General features: G+C 71.9%; 11 protein-coding genes. 4 read left to right on the top strand and 7 right to left on the bottom strand.

From position 1 onward, the window contains the following. Positions 1–36: 36 nt before the first annotated feature. A complete protein-coding gene (locus ACIRP2_RS35015) occupies positions 37–1,020 on the top strand; it encodes a GDP-L-fucose synthase family protein (protein WP_404257512.1) in 984 nt (327 codons plus the stop codon). A 114-nt stretch (positions 1,021–1,134) separates the two neighbouring features. Here the strand turns inward: ACIRP2_RS35015 and ACIRP2_RS35010 are convergent, their stop codons facing one another. The 3 genes from ACIRP2_RS35010 to ACIRP2_RS35000 form a co-directional block, all read right to left on the bottom strand. Then, a complete protein-coding gene (locus tag ACIRP2_RS35010; RefSeq protein WP_404257510.1) occupies positions 1,135–2,682 on the bottom strand; it encodes an exopolysaccharide biosynthesis polyprenyl glycosylphosphotransferase in 1,548 nt (515 codons plus the stop codon). Between the two features lie 343 nt (positions 2,683–3,025). Beyond that, positions 3,026–4,024 (bottom strand): MASE1 domain-containing protein, encoded by a 999-nt coding sequence (locus tag ACIRP2_RS35005; protein ID WP_404257508.1) that lies wholly within the window; start codon positions 4,022–4,024, stop codon positions 3,026–3,028. A 66-nt stretch (positions 4,025–4,090) separates the two neighbouring features. Next, a complete protein-coding gene (locus tag ACIRP2_RS35000) occupies positions 4,091–4,921 on the bottom strand; it encodes a PP2C family protein-serine/threonine phosphatase (protein ID WP_404257506.1) in 831 nt (276 codons plus the stop codon). Between the two features lie 166 nt (positions 4,922–5,087). Between ACIRP2_RS35000 and ACIRP2_RS34995 the strand changes: the two genes are divergently transcribed. Together ACIRP2_RS34995 and ACIRP2_RS34990 are read left to right on the top strand one after the other, a co-directional pair. Then, complete coding sequence (locus ACIRP2_RS34995; protein WP_404257504.1) at positions 5,088–5,387, top strand: DUF1876 domain-containing protein; 300 nt, start codon at positions 5,088–5,090, stop codon at positions 5,385–5,387. 144 nt (positions 5,388–5,531) lie between these two features. Further along, the gene (locus tag ACIRP2_RS34990) at positions 5,532–6,653 is read left to right on the top strand and encodes an XdhC family protein (protein ID WP_404257502.1); all 1,122 of its coding nucleotides are present in this window, start codon (positions 5,532–5,534) and stop codon (positions 6,651–6,653) included. Between the two features lie 75 nt (positions 6,654–6,728). On the opposite strand, the gene ACIRP2_RS34985 is transcribed toward ACIRP2_RS34990, so the two are convergent. The 3 genes from ACIRP2_RS34985 to ACIRP2_RS34975 all read right to left on the bottom strand — a co-directional run bounded on the left by ACIRP2_RS34985 (position 6,729) and on the right by ACIRP2_RS34975 (position 11,333). Beyond that, complete coding sequence (locus tag ACIRP2_RS34985; RefSeq protein ID WP_404257500.1) at positions 6,729–8,432, bottom strand: acyl-CoA dehydrogenase family protein; 1,704 nt, start codon at positions 8,430–8,432, stop codon at positions 6,729–6,731. A gap of 67 nt (positions 8,433–8,499) precedes the next feature. After that, on the bottom strand, positions 8,500–9,111 hold the full coding sequence (locus ACIRP2_RS34980) for a TetR/AcrR family transcriptional regulator (protein WP_404257498.1): 612 nt from the start codon (positions 9,109–9,111) through the stop codon (positions 8,500–8,502). Positions 9,112–9,248: 137 nt separating this feature from the next. Then, on the bottom strand, positions 9,249–11,333 hold the full coding sequence (locus ACIRP2_RS34975; RefSeq protein ID WP_404257496.1) for a SpoIIE family protein phosphatase: 2,085 nt from the start codon (positions 11,331–11,333) through the stop codon (positions 9,249–9,251). A gap of 364 nt (positions 11,334–11,697) precedes the next feature. On the opposite strand from ACIRP2_RS34975, the gene ACIRP2_RS34970 reads away from it, so the two are divergent. Then, on the top strand, positions 11,698–13,383 hold the full coding sequence (locus ACIRP2_RS34970; protein ID WP_404257494.1) for a PHP domain-containing protein: 1,686 nt from the start codon (positions 11,698–11,700) through the stop codon (positions 13,381–13,383). Between the two features lie 59 nt (positions 13,384–13,442). On the opposite strand, the gene pgm is transcribed toward ACIRP2_RS34970, so the two are convergent. Then, positions 13,443–15,083, bottom strand: a complete 1,641-nt coding sequence (gene pgm / locus ACIRP2_RS34965; protein WP_404257492.1) for a phosphoglucomutase (alpha-D-glucose-1,6-bisphosphate-dependent) — start codon at positions 15,081–15,083, stop codon at positions 13,443–13,445. Between the last annotated feature and the right edge of the window lie 33 nt (positions 15,084–15,116).

The raw sequence follows: 15,116 nt of genomic DNA, 5'->3' as shown, positions 1-15,116 counted from the left end.
TCACCGCGGCCGGTGGTTGCTGGCACAATCCGACCCATGACGCCTGATCTCCCCGGATCTCCCCAGGAATCCGTCCGCCCCCTCCTGCGACCCGGCGCCCGCATATTCGTCGCGGGCCACCGCGGCCTGGTCGGCTCGGCGGTGGTGCGCCGCCTCACCGACGCCGGGCACGAGGTGATCACCCGCGACCGGGACCACCTCGATCTGCGCGACACCGCGCGGACCGGAGCGTTTCTCCGCGAGGTCCGCCCCGACGCCGTGGTGCTGGCTGCCGCCAAGGTCGGCGGGATCATGGCCAACAGCACGTATCCGGTGCAGTTCCTCGAGGACAACCTGCACATCCAGCTCAGCGTCGTCGCCGGAGCGCACGCCGCCGGGGTCGAGCGGCTGCTCTTCCTCGGCTCGTCCTGCATCTACCCCAAGCGCGCCCCGCAGCCCATCCCCGAAAGCGCCCTGCTCAGCGGCCCGTTGGAACCGACCAACGAGGCATACGCACTGGCCAAGATCGCCGGAATCGTGCAGATCCGGTCCTACCGCCGGCAGTACGGCGCCTCGTACATCAGCGCCATGCCCACCAATCTCTACGGACCGGGTGACAACTTCGATCCGGAGACCTCGCACGTACTGCCCGCGTTGATCCGCCGCTTCCACGAGGCGCGGCGCGACGGCTCGCCCGCGGTCACGCTCTGGGGCTCCGGGAACCCCCGCCGCGAATTCCTGCACGTCGACGACCTGGCCGCCGCGTGTCTTCTGCTGCTGGAACGCTACGACGGTGACGAGCCCGTGAACATCGGCTGCGCAGAGGACCTGACGATCCGTGAACTCGCCCGCATCGTGGGCGAGGTGACGGGATATCGGGGCAACGTGGAATGGGACGCCTCCAAGCCCGACGGCACCCCCCGCAAGCTGCTCGACGTCTCCCTTCTCACCTCCCTCGGGTTCACACCACGGATCGCCCTGCGCGACGGGATCGCCCGCACGTACGCCTGGTGGCTGGAACGGGCGGCCGCGCGGGCCTGAGCGGACGTGACGCGCCGTCCGGCACGGGCCGGCCGCCGCGATGCGACGGCCGGCCGTCCCCCTGGCCCGGTACGGCCGGTGGTCTCGTACTCCTCGCATCGACCGCCGCCGCTCTCAGTACGCCCCGCGGCCGTCGGTGACGGCGCGCAGCGTACGGGCCATGAGTCCCATGTCCGTGGCCACCGACCAGTTGTCGACGTACCACAGGTCCAGCGAGACGGTCTCCTGCCAGGACAGGTCCGAGCGTCCGCTGACCTGCCACAGGCCGGTCAGCCCCGGTCTGACCGCGAGTCGTCGCAGTTCGCGCTCGTCGTAGCGGGACACCTCCTCCGGCAGCGGAGGTCGTGGACCCACCAGCGACATGTCGCCGCGCAGCACATTGACCAGCTGTGGCAGTTCGTCGAGCGAACTCCGCCGCAACAGACGCCCGATTCCGGTCACGCGGGGGTCGTGGCGCATCTTGAACATCGGGCCGTCGTTCTCGTTCGCCGTGATCAGCCGTTCCTTGTGGCGTTCGGCGTCCACCACCATCGTTCGGAACTTCCACATCGTGAACGGCCGGTTGTGCTGCCCCTGGCGGATCTGGCGGTGGAGCGCCGGCCCGTCGGAGCCGAGTCGCACCGCCGCCCCGATCAGGAGGAGCAAGGGCGCGAGGACCAGCAGACCGAGCCCGGCGCCGCCCCGGTCCACGACGGCCTTCACGGCCGCCTGCGGCCCCCGGCGCAGCGGGGGAGCGACATGCAGCAGAGTCAGCCCGGCCGCGGCGGCCGGTCGTATCCGGCCGGCCGCGATGCCGGAGAGTTCCGACAGCACGGACAGCGGGAGCCCGCCGTCGTGCAGACCCCAGAAGAGCTGGCGAAGCCGCTCCTCGGAGAGCTGCGGTCCGGGCACCACCAGAGCCAGGTCCGCGTCATGGGCGAAGGCCGAGCCCAGCACGGTCGACACGTCGTCGTCGGCCGGTGCCGGTGCGAGCCGGCCCGGCACCTGGACCTCGCACCGCAACGGCGCCGTTCCCACCGGTACGGCGGCCACGACCGTGTACGGGTGATCCGTGCGGGAACCGAGCAGCCGCACCGCTCGTTCCACCCCCGTGGCCTCCCCGACCACCAACACCCGCCGCACGGAACGTCGTTGCCGCCCCGACCAGGGCAACCGCCGTGCCCCCCAAGCGGCGACGCACACCAGGAGGCCGGGCAGCAGTGCCACGACCGCCGTCGCGGGGTCGACCGAATCGCCGGTCATGGTCCGCGCCACGGCGAGCACGCCGATGAGCAGCAGCCAGTCGCCGATCGTGCTCGGTACCCCCGGCGGGCCGCCCGGAGGCCGGTCCGCGTACCGGCCGCGCGCGGCCCGCACACAGGACCAGGCCAGTGCTGCCGCAGCCGCGGCGACCGCCGCCCGAGACTGCCCCCCGGCCCGCAGGACGAGCCATGCCGGAATTCCGAGCCCCAGAAGCTCGGCGCAGATGACAGCAGGCAGGAACCGGCCCGTCCCGCACTTCTTCGCCGCTGGTTCCGAACGTTCGCGCTCTACGGCCGGCACCCTCCACAGATCGTCGAGTTCCTTGCTGCGAGGCCGATTCGACACAGACCGCGGACGTGGTGCCCCCGCCAGTCCCACCGGTCCTGATCTGTCCGAATCGGGTAGCTCGACATGCCCCATGAACCCCCCAGTCACAGTTGCATCGCCATAAACGGGGCGCATCCGCCGATCCCATGGACTGACGGATGCGCCCTCGCTCGGTGCACGATATCCACACACGTGCCATTTCGCTGGAGTTCCAGTGAAGTTCAGACATGCACACTGACTCGGAACTCGTCCCGTTCCGTGCTGGATCTCTCGGTCTGTGCGTGACTGTTCGCATTTGGCGGGTGCTGGATTCGGATGATGTGCGCTGATGGCCGGGTTCGACCCGCAGGATGTGCACCACGACGACCTCCCGGCAACACCGTTCCCGGCGGCGAGCGGGCTTACGCGCGGCCTTCCGGCCACCCGACGAGCCGTGTCAGAGCCTGTCGGGTTCGTCCTCGGGCCGGGCCGGCCAGGCGGTCGGCGCCGCCCTCCGCGGAGACAGACGTTCCACCAGATCGGCCAGCTCCTCGCAGGCATCCTCGATTCTCCGGCGGATGTTGCCCTGTTCGGTGACGACGGCGGCGAGCAGCAGCGCGGTGAGGGCCACGGAACCGTTCAGTACCGCGAGATTGACCATCACATGAAGGAGGGTGTGGCCCTCGAAGGGGCCCACGCCCTGTGTTCCCGCCACGACCGCGAGGACCGACACCAGGAAGGCGCACGGCGCGCTCCCCGCCAGCTGGAATCGCAGGGCCGCCCAGATGAGGAGCGGAAACACCAGGTAGATCATCGCCAGCGCGCTCCTGGTGGCCACCAGTGACACCGCGACGGAGGCGGCCGCCAGCGCGCTCGCCTCGATCCACCGGTCGGTGATCCGCGGCATCCGCGCCCTGCGCATCACGAGCAGCAGCGGAGTCACCACGAGCACGCCCATCGCGTCCCCCGACCACCAGGCCGTCCAGACCGGCCAGAAGCCGCTCAACGGCAGATCGTCGTCCAGCACCAGCATCCATGTGCCCGCGGTCGCGCTGATGGTCATGCCGCCGAGCGCACCGGGGAAGACCAGCATCAGGCCGTCGCGCAGCCGGTCCAGTTCCGTGCGGAAACCGGCCCTGCGGAGTATCAGGTAGGAGCAGACCGGGGCCAGCGTGTTGCCCGCCACGACGACGGCGGTGAGGAGCGACACCGAGTCGTCGAGCGTGGAGATGACGCACAGGGAGCCCAGCGCGATACCCGGCCACACAAGGGGACCCATGCAGAGAAGGGCGCTCAGCGCGATGCCCGTCGGCGGCCACAACGGGGTGACGACCTCCCCGTGGACGGACACCCCGCGGAGCAGACCGAGACCTCCGGCCAGGTAGTAGACAGCGGCGACGGCCAGGATGCGCAGTGCGGCCGAGGCCGTACGTCCGGTTCTTTCGCTGCGGATCACACACCTCATCAGACACCCGCCCGGACGGGTGGCGGCTGTGTGACACGCTCGGCCCGGGGCAGGGCCTCACCAGGGTCCGGGGACGGTCCCGTGCCGCAGGACGAGTACGGCCGCGTCGTCCTGGTGCCCGGTCCGTTCCGCCGCGCGCAGCACCGCGTCGGCCAGCTCGTCGGCGTCGCCCGCGGCCCGGGAGGCCACCAGCCGCATCAGCGCGTCCAGGCCTTCGTCGACCGGGAACGAGGGCCCCTCGACGACCCCGTCGGTGACCAGGACGAAGGCTCCGGGGCCCGTCAGCCTGCGCCGGGTGACCGGATAGCGCTCACCCGCCTGGATGCCCAGCGGCAGACCGCCCTCGTCGGTGGTGCAGCCGTACTGTCCGTCGGTCGTGGCCCACACGGCGGCGACATGGCCGGCGCGGGCGCTGTGGAGTTCCCCGCTGACCGGGTCGAGACGGACGAAGGTGCAGGTCGCGAAGAGACCGGAGTTCACCGAGAGCAGCAGATCATTGGTCCGGCCCATGACCTCGCCGGGGTCCGCGGCGGTGGCGGCTATCGCCCGCATCGCGATGCGGATCTGCCCCATGAACGCGGCCGCCTCGACGTCGTGGCCCTGCACGTCCCCGATGGCGAGCGCCAGCGCTCCGTCCGGCAGCACGAATCCGTCGTACCAGTCGCCGCCGATGTCGAGTCCGCTGCGGGCCGGCATGTACCGGGCGGCGGTCTGCAGCCCCGGGAGGGCGGGCAGTGCCGGAGGGAGCATCTCGCGCTGAAGCGCCTCGGCCAGCTCCACCCGTGCCTGATGCAGCTCCACCTCGCGGCGTGCCCGTGAGGTGAGCTGTTGCAGGGTGGTGAGCAGTTCACCGGCGCTCGCCGCACGGGGAGGACGACGCCGGTTCATGGGCCGCTCCGCACTCGGTGGAAGTGACTTCCCTCATCGTATTTCGACGTCGTGATCTCCGCAGGGCGAGACGGAACGCGCGAACGGGCCCGGCCGGGTGGATCCTGATGGCAGGACCGCGTCGTGGCGGCGCACCGAGTCCGGACGCGGTCGCAGGAGGTGCTCGATGACCCGCAAGCTGGAGTGGAAGGTCCGTGTCGGTCTGTCCGAGGACGACGGCACGACCAGGGCCGAGGCGGTGCTGGACACCGGCTCCGAGAAGCTCGTCGGACACGGGGTCGCCCGCTGCAACCCGCAGGACGTGGACATTCCCGCCATCGGCGACGAACTCGCGGCGAGCCGCGCCATGAAGGATGTGGCCGCACAGCTGATGAAGGCCGCCGACCAGGAACTGGAGTCGGTCGGAGCCGGGCCCGCGAGCGGCCCCGTCGCACCGCCGTACGCATGGTCCGACACGACGGCCTGAGCCCGCTCGAAGGAACGGGGCCCGCATCTCGACGAGAGCGTCGGGGCGCGGTGACGGTGCCCCGGCACACGGACGCGCCCGCCGCCGGGCACGGCCCACGAGCCATGGAGCGGGTGGCGGCAGCACTGCGAGGGGAGGGGGCCCATGCGTGAGATCCTCCCGGTGCTCAGCCGCTGGTACACCGCAGGGAAGCCGTTCGGGCTCGCCACCGTGGTCGCCGTCAGCCGCAGCGTGCCGCGAGGCCCCGGTGCCGCCATGGCCGTCGGCCCGGACGACGAGGTCGTGGGCAGCGTCTCCGGCGGCTGCGTCGAGGGCGCGGTGTTCGAACTGGCCAAGGAGGTCGTGGAGAGCGGCCGGGCCCAGCTGCGGACCTTCGGCTACAGCGACGCGGACGCCTTCGCCGTCGGGCTCAGCTGCGGTGGCGCGATCACACTTCTCGTACGTCCCGTGACGCCGACGTGCGACACCTCCTTCGGCGAGGTCGCCGCATCGGTGGCCGCACACCGCCCGGTGGTGGTCGCCACCGTCACCGACGGACCCGCCTTGCGCGGCGCGGCCCTCGCCGTCGGGCCGGACACCGTCTCCGGGTCACTGGGCACGAGCGGCCTCGACGCCGCCGTCACCGCCGACGCGCGGGGGGAACTCGCCCGGGGAGCCACCGGCCTGCGGCACTACGGCCCGGACGGCGAACGGCGCGAGGACGACGTCACCGTGTTCCTCCAGTCCTTCGCGCCACCGCCCCGGATGCTGGTCTTCGGCGCGATCGACTTCGCCGCGGCGGTGGCCCGGACCGGAGTGTTCCTCGGCTACCGCGTGACCGTCTGCGACGCACGCCCCGCCTTCGCCGACCCACGCCGGTTCCCGGAGGACGTGGAGGTGGTCGTCGACTGGCCGCACCGGTATGTGCGCGACACGGAGGTCGACGGACGGACCGTGATGTGCGTACTCACCCACGACCCGAAGTTCGACGTCCCGCTCCTGGAGGTGGCCCTGCGCACCCCGGCCGCGTACATCGGGGTGATGGGCAGTCGCAGGACCCACCGGGACCGACTGGTCCGGCTGCGCGAGTTGGGTCTCGGCGAGGCGGAACTGGCGCGCCTGCGCTCGCCCATCGGCCTCGACCTCGGCGCGCGCACCCCCGAGGAGGTGGCCGTGTCGATCGCGGCGGAGATCGTCGCACTGCGCTGGGGCGGCACCGGGCGCCCGCTCACCGACACGACCGGGGCGATCCACCGGCCGTCGCCCGACACCCGTGCGCCTGCGTGAGCCGGGTGATTCTCACCGCGCCACCGCACCGTGCCGCCGGCCCGGCGCGTCGACACCGCCCCGGCCCGCGACGGCTCAGCCGGTCCCGCCGAAGTGCCGCTCCACGATCGCCCCGGCATCGGTGCCGCGCGGCAGCACGCCGTACTGGTGGCCGCGCGCCTCGCCGAGCCGGGCGGCGACGAACGCCTCGGCCGCGGCCGCGGGAGCATGACGCAGCATCAGCGAGGACTGCAGAGCCAGCGCCATGCCCTCGACCGTCGCCCGGGCCCGGCTCTGGGCGGCGAGCGGGTCGCTCAGGTCCTCGGCCAGGTCACGGCGCACCCGGCGGACGTGCGCGTCCAGTTCGTCATGGGCGCCGGCCGTGATCTCCAGTTCGGCCCAGAAGGCGTCCAGCGACCGCGGGGTCCTGGCGATGCCCCGGAGCACATCGAGGGCGATGACATTGCCGGAGCCCTCCCACACCGCCATCACCGGCTGTTCGCGATAACGCCGGGCCAACGGCCAGTCCTCGGTGTAGCCGTTGCCGCCCAGGCACTCCAGCGCCTCGTAGGCGTGGTGCGGGCCGCGTTTGCAGATCCAGTACTTGGACACCGCGGTGGCCAGCCGCCGGAACATCGCCTCGGACTCACCGCTGTCGGCCTCGTACGCGTGCGCCAGGCGCAGGGCGGTCCAGGTCGCGGCCTCCGTCTCCAGCGCCAGATCGGCGAGGACCGCCGTCATGGCCGGCTGGTCGACCAGCCGGGCACCGAAGGCGCTGCGGTGGTGCGCGTGCCAGAGGGCCTCGGAGACCGACTGGCGCATGCCCGCGGTGGTGCCGAGCACACAGTCGAGCCGGGTGTGGTTGACCATCTCGATGATGGTGGGAACGCCGCGTCCGGGCTCACCGATCCGCACCGCCCACGTGCCGTCGAACTCCACCTCGGACGAGGCGTTCGACTTGTTGCCGAGCTTGTTCTTCAGCCGCTGGACACGAATGGTGTTGCGGGTGCCGTCGGCCAGCACACGCGGTACGAGGAAGCAGGTGAGCCCGGCCTCGGCCTGGGCCAGGACCAGGAAGGCGTCCGACTGCGGCGCCGAGAAGAACCACTTGTGGCCGGTCAGCAGATGGGCGCGGCCCTCGGGGTCGGAGGCAAGCGGGACCGCCCGGGTGGTGTTGGCGCGGACGTCGGAGCCGCCCTGCTTCTCGGTCATCCCCATGCCGAACGTCAGACCGGACTTGCGGCCCGGGGCGATCGGCCGCGGGTCGTACGAGCGGCTGAGCAGTCCGGGCAGCCAGTCCCGTCCGACATCCGGGTCGCGCTGCAGGACCGGGACCACGGCGTGCGACATGGACATCGGGCAGCCATGGCCGGGTTCGACCTGGGCGAACAGCATGAACGAGGCCGCCCGCGCCACCGCCGCCCCGGGCTTGGGGTCGGCCCAGCCCGCGGTGTGCGTGCCGTGGCTCACCGCCGCACCGATGATCTCGTGGTACGCGGGGTGGAATTCGATCTCGTCGACGCGGTTGCCGTAACGGTCGTGGGTGCGCAGGACGGGCGGAGAGGTGTGGGCGAGCTCCGCGTCGACCTGGAACCGCTCGGAACCGACGAGGGTGCCGATGTCGTGGAGCTCCGGCTCGTGCCAGGCCGCGCCGAAGGTTCGGACGGCCTGTGCGAGCGGCAGATTGGTGCCGTACTCGTCGAGGCCGGTCCTGGGCGGTGCCTGGTTGGTGACCTCGTGGGTGGGGTGCGGCGCCGGGGACTCGGGCCGAAGGCCGGTCCGGTGGGTGGTGACGGTCATCGCGGGTTCCTGTCCTGGGTCGACGGTCGGGCGGCGGGGGAGTGGGGCGGCGGTGTGCGGCTCGCGATCAGGTGCTGTCGGCTCCGACCGCTCTGAGGCAGAGCGTGGTGATGCCCTCGACGAACGGTGCCGGGTCGGCCCGCTCACCGACCGGCGACAACGGGCCGAGCAGCGCCTCGCCGACCGCTCCGATCACGGCGGCGGCCGACAGTCGCGCGTTCTGCGCGGGCAGTTCACCCGTGGCGACACCGGCGGCGACGGCCGATTCCGCGAGGGCGTGATAGCCGCGCCGGTAGGTCAGGCGCTCCTGCTCGACGAGCGGATCGACGGGTTCGGCCAGCAGCGCCCAGGCCGTGCGCGGGGCGCGCAGCGCACGGTACGAGAAGACCTCGACCAGCGCGCGCACCTGCTCGACGGCCCCGCTCCGTGCCCGCACGGCCTCCTCCACCGCGCTGAGTTCGTGGCCCGCGACATGACGGAAGACCGCGGCGAGCAGCTCCTGCTTGGAGGCGAAGTGGTTGTAGACGCTGCCGGTGGCGACGCCGGCCCGGTCGGCGAGCGCGGAGATGCTGGCCGCCGCGTATCCGCCCTCGGCCAGCAGCTGTCGTGCGGCGTCCAGCAGTCGTTCACGGTGAGCGATCCGCGTCGCCTCCGTGCGGGCGGTGGGTCGGTAGGCCACGATACTCTGAACCTCGATTCATATCTTGCTCTGTCACTCAAGCACGGTCGGCCTCCAGGTGCAATGGTTCGTCGCCGACCGTGCGCACCACGGCCGTGGGAATGGGCGCCGAGCGCAGAGGGTGACGCGTGAGGAGGTCAGGACGCGTCTGCCGCGGACGGGATGTCCTGCTCGGTCCACAGGGCCTTGCCGTCCTGGCCGAACCGGGTGCCCCAGTGGGTGGCGAGCTGGGAGACGATGAACAGTCCGCGCCCACCCTCGTCGACGGTGCGCGCATGGCGCAGATGGGGCGACACCCGGCTGCTGTCGTGCACTTCGCAGGTGAGCGTGCGGTCCAGGATCAGGCGCAGTTGCAACGGGGCGGTGCCGTAGCGGACGGCGTTGGTGATCAGTTCGCTCACGATGAGTTCGGTCGCCTCGATCGTCTCCGCGTCGAGGTTCCAGCCGTCGAGCCGGTCGCGCACGAGCGTACGGGCGATGGCGGGGGTGGTCCGGTCGTGTGCCAGCTCCCAGGTGGCGACCCGGTCGGCCGGGACGACACCGGTACGGGCCAGGAGAAGAGCGGCACCCTCCCGGTGGACCTCGGCCGGAAGGCCGTAGACCACTTCGTCGCACAGGTCCTGCAGGCCGCGGCCGGGGGCCGTGAGCGCGTCCCGTACCCGGGTCGGGACCCCGCAGGGCAGCGGCGTGCCGGCGAAGAACGCCAGAACACTGCCCTCGTCGAGCTCGAAGGCGGCGGTGGCGAACGGTGAGCTGTCGCCGGAGAAGAGCCGCGGCCCCTCCGGCACGTCCAGTACGGTCGTGGCGCCGTCGGGCGTGACGAGACCCGGCGTCGGATCCCCCGCCCGAGCGATGGTGCACGTGCGGATGAACGGGTCGTAGACGGCGTACAGGCACGTCGCCGTGACGGATTGTCCGTGTACCCACTCGCCGGGCGGCAGCGCGGCCCGCTCGGTGGCCAGACGGTCGGCGGTGTCGGTCAGCCGGGCCAGTACCTCGTCGGGTGGCAGGTCGAGACCGGCCAGCGCGTGGATGGCGGTCCGCAACTGCCCCATGGTGATGGCGGTCTGCAGGCCCGGACCGTCCACGGCGCCGACGATCAGGGCGGTGCGCGCGCCGGACAGGCCGATGGCGTCGAACCAGCTCCCGCTGTTGTGTCCGGGCAGCAGGACGTGTGCCGTCTCCACGCCGATCCGGGCACCGTCGAGCTGGGGAAGGAGCCGGCGCTGGACCGTCGACGCGATCACGTGGTCACGCTCGTACCGCCGTGCGTTGTCGATGCTCAGCGCGACATGAGCGGCTGCCGTGAGGGTGAAGGGGAGATCGTCCTCCTCGAAGGGCTCCGTTCCCCGGCACCGGTAGAAACTCACCAGACCGAGGACCGCGCCGTGCAGCTTCAGCGGGACCACGATCAAGGAGTGGGCCCCGGTCTTCTCGACCAGCCGGGCGCTGTCGGGGTCCGCTTCGAGCCAGGGCGTCCGGGGGGTGATCCCAACGAGCCGGGGCCGCAGGTCCGAGGCGGCCAGCGCGTAGGGGGTACGTCCGGGCAGCCGGCGCATCTCTCCGACGAGACCGCCCCGGTGGCCGTGGGCACCGGGACCTCGAACCGCGGCCCGGCGCAGCGGGAAGTCGGGCCCCAGAGGGCCGAGCGGAGGATCCGAACCACGCAGGACCTCCTCCACCACCTCGACCACGGCGAAGTCGGCGAACACCGGGACGACGGCCTCGACGAGGCCCTCGCAGGCCGCCGCCACCTCCAGTGACCTGCCCACCTTCGTGCGCACCGCGGCGAGGCACGCCGCCCTGGTACGCGCCTTCTCCCGCTCGTCGACATCGACGACGGCGGCCAGCAGCCCGAGGGCGTGTCCGTGCGGATCGTCCAGCCGGTAGACGGAGACCATGAGGCTGCGGTCGGGCCCCGGAGCGTCCAGGAGCCTGCCGCGGATCAGCCGTTCGCGCGTGGCCACGCCGCTGGCCAGTACTTCGCGCAGTATCCGCTCCGCCCTGTCCGGATCTTCGAGCCGGTACGCGTCGGCGAAATGACGCCCCACGAGGCGGTCACCGGCGACCGCGTCGGAACGCGGGTTCGCCCGCACCACCCGCAACTCCGTGTCCAGCACATGAAGGCCCACCGCGGACTGGCTGAAGAGGGTGCGCAGAAGTGCCGCCCCCATCCTGTCGAACGACGTCGTGACAGGGTCCGGCGCACCGGCGTCCGACACGGACTCACCCCCATCAGGCTCCGCCACCGCCCGAATCGGTGGGTAGAGACCACCGTCGACGCGATCGGCGCGCTCCGCCACCGGTCAGCGGCGTACGGGTGAAATCCGCACGGATCCGGGAGGCCCGCCCGGGGGCCGAGAAGTGCCGGCACGCGAGCCGATCCGGGGCATGCCCGTCCGCACCCGCGGCCTCACCGCGCCCGGGCGGCCCGTGTCCGTGCCCACCGGTGCGCCGCCGGAGGGACCCCCGCCCGTCGGACCCGGTTCATCCGATGGTTCCGGAATCAGGAAATCCTCCGGGCGGCGGTCCTGCGAACCGGGCCTCGGGACGCAGCCGCCCCCGCACGAAGGAGAACCTCGCGTCATGTCCCACCCCGTGCCCGAATGGGCCGACCCCCGGGTACCCGCCCAGTCGCTCGACCCCCAGGGACTCAGCCGGCGTGCGCTGATGCGCCGTGCCGGGCTGTTCGGCGCCGCCTTCGCCGCCGCGTCGCTGCCGCTGCCCGCGCTGGCCGACCAGAGCGGAAGCCGGTCCCGAGGAGACGGGCAGGGCCGCGCACACGGACGGGCTCCCGACCTGGTCTATCTGGTCGGTGATCACCACAACCACTCCGTCTACAGCCACGATGCCAAGTACACCTTCTCCCAACTGGCCTCGGCGGGGCAGCGGTTCGGTCTCGACTGGATGGTCCTCACCGAGCACAGCAACTTCGGGCACGCGGAGTTCGGGGCCGCGCGTGAACACCAGGAAATCCTGGAGGCCCGCGCCGACAACAAGCGCATGCTGATCTTCCAGGGGCTGGAGTGGTACATCCCCGGTGCCGAGCACTGCACCGTCTTCTCGCCGCCCGGGCGGCACGAGGTCGAGCTCCTCACCCGGTTCGAGGAGGCCTTCGACGGCAAACTGCTCGGCTACACCGCCGGTGCGCCGGCACACCCCGACACGCCGCGCAACGAGGCGCACGCGATCGAAGCCCTCAGGTGGCTGGCCGAACAGCGCCGCACCCGGTACGTCGACGACGTGCTCGTCCTCGCCAATCACCCCATGCGACTCGGCATCGACTCCCCGCACGAGATGCGTGCCTGGCGCGACGCGGCCCCCGGGATCATGATCGGCATGGAGGGGGCTCCGGGCGCCCAGGCCGGAGCGATCCCGGGCTGGCACCCGGACACCAACATCCGCGGCGAATACACGAATTCACCGTCCGCCGACTCCTGGCCCGGCTACCCCCGGGAGGCGTACGTCACCTACGGCGGCTTCGACTGGGCGACGGCCACCGTCGGCGGCCTGTGGGACGCCATGCTGGCGGAGGGCAAGCTGTTCACCATCACCTCCAACTCGGACGTCCACCGTGTCGCCCAGGACACCTGGGCCAACGGCCCCTGGCCGCCCGGGCAGAGCTTCGACGACACGGGTCACGTCCCCGACCCGTACGACACCACCGAGCCGCAGCCCGGCGGCGACTTCTGGCCGGGCCAGTTCAGCCGCACACATGTCGGCGTCACCCGGTACGGCTACCGGGACGTGATGGAGGGACTGCGGGCCGGCCGGGTCTGGGTCGATCACGGCCACCTCATCGACGGCATCGACGTCAAGGTGCGCGGCGAGCACGGCAACAGCGCCACCCTCGGCGGCCGACTGCGCGCCAGGCGTGGCGAGAAGCTCACCCTCACCGTCACGGTGACCGCCGCCTCCCGCCGCAATCCGCACGGGCTGCTGCCGAGCCTCGAACATGTCGACGTCATCCGCGGCGCCGTCCGCGGCCCGGCCGCCGACCGCGACGACTGGCACGCCCCGGACACCCGGCTCGTCCACACCAGCGACGTCTCGGGGCGCCGCGGCACGTACACCCTGCGGATCCCCGTCGGCCGTGCGGACGAGCCGTTCTACCTGCGGTTGCGCGGCAGCGACGGCAGGCGGCACGGAGAGGGGTTCCTCGGCGCGGCGGTCGACCCGCACGGACCGCTCCCGCACGAGCCCGGCAAGGGCGATCCATGGCTGGACACCTGGTTCTACACCAACCCGGTCTTCGTGGACATCGTGCGCTGACGTTCCGTCCGGAGCCGTCCGGAGCCGTCCGGAGCCGCCCGGGGCGGCTCCGGACGCGCTCAGGCGCCCAGGGCCGAGGAGACCACCGCCCTGGCCTCCTCCTGCACCCGGCCGAGGTGGTCGGTGCCCAGGAACGACTCGGCGTAGATCTTGTAGACGTCCTCGGTCCCGGAGGGGCGGGCGGCGAACCAGGCGTTCTCGGTGGTCACCTTGATCCCGCCGATCGGTGCGCCGTTGCCGGGCGCCTCGGTGAGCACGGCCGTGACCGGTTCGCCGGCCAGGGTGTCGGCGGTGACCTGTTCGGGGGAGAGCCGGGCGAGAACCGCCTTCTGCTCGCGGTCGGCGGGAGCGTCGATCCGGGCGTACGCCGGTTCGCCGAACCGGGCGGTGAGCTCGGTGTAACGCTCCGAGGGGGACTTGCCCGTCACCGCGAGGATCTCCGCGGCGAGCAGCGCAAGAATGATGCCGTCCTTGTCGGTCGTCCACACCGATCCGTCACGCCGCAGGAACGAGGCCCCGGCCGATTCCTCGCCGCCGAACCCGATCGCTCCGTCGAGCAGTCCGTCCACGAACCACTTGAAGCCGACCGGCACCTCGACGAGTTCACGGCCGAGAGCGGCGGCGACCCGGTCGATCATGCCCGAGGAGACCAGCGTCTTGCCGATGCCGGCGGCGGCCGGCCACCGCTCGCGATGGGCGTACAGGTAGTCGATGGCGACCGCGAGGTAGTGGTTCGGGTTCATCAGCCCGGCGTCGGGGGTGACGATGCCGTGCCGGTCGGCGTCGGCATCGTTCCCGGTCGCGATCCGATAGCGGTCGCGTTGCCCGATCAGCGAGGCCATCGCGTACGGCGAGGAGCAGTCCATCCGGATCTTTCCGTCCCAGTCCAGCGTCATGAACCGCCAGGTGGGGTCGGTCAGCGGATTGACCACGGTCAGATCGAGGCGGTGCTGTTCGGCGATGCGGCCCCAGTACGCGACCGACGCGCCGCCCAACGGGTCGGCGCCGATCCGCACCCCGGCCGAACGGATCGCGTCCAGGTCGAGCACGGACGGCAGGTCCGCCACATAGCTGCCGAGGAAGTCGTACGTCCCGGTGGTCGACGCCGCCCGCGCTCGGGCGTACGGCAGCCGGCGCACGTCCTTCATGCCGTCCGCGATGATCTCGTTGGCCCGCTCCTGGATCCAGCCGGTGGCCTCGGACCCGGCCGGGCCCCCGTTCGGCGGGTTGTACTTGAACCCGCCGTCACCGGGCGGGTTGTGGGACGGGGTGACCACCACACCGTCGGCGAGGTGCGCGGTCCGGCCCCGGTTGTGGGTGAGGATCGCGTGCGACACCGCCGGAGTGGGGGTGTAGCCGTCGGCAGGATCGACGAGCACCGTCACGTCATTGGCGGCGAACACCTCGATGGCGGTGATCCGGGCCGGTTCGGACAGTGCGTGGGTGTCGGCGCCCAGGAAGAGCGGCCCGTCCGTGCCCCGGTGCGCCCGGTACTCGCTGATGGCCTGACTGGTGGCGGCGATGTGGTCCTCGTTGAACGCGGTGGCCGTGGACGAGCCGCGATGGCCGGAGGTGCCGAACGCCACCCGCTGGTCCGGTTCGGCCGGATCCGGGTGCAGCGTGTAATACGCCGTCACCAGCCGGGCCACATCGGTGAGATCCTCCGGCCGGGCCGGCTGTCCGGCTCGTTCGTGCGGCATCTGCCACTCCTCCGTGTCGTCGGTTGCTGCGAT

It is taken from the genome of Streptomyces sp. NPDC101194, assembly GCF_044767885.1.
In the GTDB taxonomy this organism is placed as follows: domain Bacteria; phylum Actinomycetota; class Actinomycetes; order Streptomycetales; family Streptomycetaceae; genus Streptomyces.
This window is presented reverse-complemented; position numbering and strand designations above follow the sequence as displayed.